Origin of the sequence: Deinococcus phoenicis (assembly GCF_000599865.1) — a bacterium.
In the GTDB taxonomy this organism is placed as follows: Bacteria; Deinococcota; Deinococci; order Deinococcales; family Deinococcaceae; genus Deinococcus; species Deinococcus phoenicis.
This window is the reverse complement of sequence record NZ_JHAC01000059.1, coordinates 1-1,540: the sequence shown is the minus strand read 5'-3', so window position 1 is coordinate 1,540 and position 1,540 is coordinate 1. Positions and strand designations below refer to the sequence as shown.

At 70.8% G+C, this 1,540-nt stretch carries 4 protein-coding genes; all 4 read left to right on the top strand.

What is annotated here, in order from left to right; translation table 11 throughout:
- The first annotated feature begins 123 nt into the window (after positions 1-123).
- Positions 124-495, top strand: coding sequence for a hypothetical protein (locus tag DEIPH_RS15160; RefSeq protein ID WP_034359729.1), 372 nt, complete (start codon positions 124-126; stop codon positions 493-495).
- Entirely contained in the window at positions 477-935 is a 459-nt protein-coding gene (locus DEIPH_RS15155) for a hypothetical protein (protein ID WP_034359727.1), read from the top strand. The genes DEIPH_RS15160 and DEIPH_RS15155 overlap by 19 nt, the downstream gene beginning before the upstream one ends.
- Entirely contained in the window at positions 922-1,344 is a 423-nt protein-coding gene (locus DEIPH_RS15150; protein WP_034359725.1) for an OmpH family outer membrane protein, read from the top strand. Before DEIPH_RS15155 ends, DEIPH_RS15150 begins: the two co-directional genes overlap by 14 nt.
- Positions 1,341-1,540 (top strand): hypothetical protein (locus DEIPH_RS15145; RefSeq protein WP_034359723.1); only part of this gene is annotated, 200 nt, incomplete at its 3' end. The genes DEIPH_RS15150 and DEIPH_RS15145, both read left to right, overlap by 4 nt.

The window sequence follows — 1,540 nt, the reverse complement described above, 5'->3', positions numbered from 1 at the left end:
CCCCGGACGGCACCCTCTACTACGGCCAGCCGTACTCGCTCAACCCCTGAGCATCTGCGCGAGCACCCGCCCCAGCCTCCCGGCCCTGGGGCGGTTCCTTTTCATGTCCGGGAGAGGAGGCCCATGCGCCCCAACACAGTTCGGGCCGTCCTGTTGATCGGGGCGGCCCTTTGCCTGACCACCGCCCGGGCGGCCCCCACCTACTGCCCCGTGACCGTCATCCCGGACAACCTGCTGGTGATCGCCTACCGCGCCGTCCTGCGCCTGGACCGTGACTGTCCCCCGGACGGCATCGCCCGCGTCCGCAAGGCCAGCACGCTCAACCGCCACGGCCCCTACCGCCCGATCAAGCCGGACGGCTCCCCGCCGTACGGCGGCCTGTGGAGCTGGACGCTGACGCAGCGGGGCGGCAACGTGCCCCCCGCCGAACGCTGGACCTCCTGGGGCTGGACCTGGGAATGGTGGGACGGTGAGGCGTGGCGCTCCGCGAGATGACGCATTCGTGGCGGCGCAGCATCGGGGCGCTGCGAATCGCCCTGGCGACCCTGCACCTCGGGGTCGCCTTCATTTCTTTCCACCGCCCGCACCTCGTGGACCTCGTGGAGGGCTACGCCGGCTTCCGGGAGATCGCGGGCACGACCACCTGGGGCGCGTGGGCGCTGGGCATCGGGCTGGGCCTGCTGCTGATTCCGCGCGGGCAGCCGCTGCTGATCCTGTGGCAGTTCGCCAGCGCCGCGTTTTTCCTGCTGTTCGGCATCCTCGTCACGAACGGCCCCGCCGCGCTGAACTGGGGGAGCGGTGTGTACGGGCTGCTGGGCGTGTGGAGCGCGGTCCTGGCCTATGCCACGGCGGACGACTGGTTTCGCATGAACCGCTGGCCGCAGCGCTTCCGGGCGTGGCTGGCGGGGAAATGGGGACCGCGTGGCGGGGGCTGACCCGCACGGCACGAGCAACCTGCTGAGCGCCGTCATGGGTGCACTCGGGTTGATCGGCGGCGGCATCCTGACCGCCTTCGCCAAGCAGTTCACGTTCGGGGACGGCAAGGAAATCCGCCAGGAGCTGCGCGAGGAACTCAAGCGGCTGCGCGAGGAGCGCGGCAAGGACCAGGAGGAACTCGACGAACTGCGCGAGGACGTGCGGGTGCTGCGGGCGGCAATGGAGGACCAGCGCACCGAACAGGAACGCCAGATTCGTGACCTGCGCCTGCAAATCGAGCGCCTGACCACCCGCAACCAGCACTACCTCATCACCCGCACGGAGGCCCGCGCCCTGCTGAACGCCCTGGAACGGCGGCAGGGGCTGGTGGAGACACCGTGGGCGGCGGACCCGCTGGAGGGCACATGAACTTTGACTTTGCAACGGCCATCAGGAACCGTCCGAGCGGGCAGACCACCGCCGCGCTGGTCGCCGCCTACGGCAACCCCGAGGGACCGGGCGCGGGGGCTTCCCCCCAGGGCGGGGCCTGGTTCAACCCGTCCCCCGCCTGGCGGCAACAGAACATCGTGACCATTCCCCTGGCCGACCTGCCCGACTTCCCCCG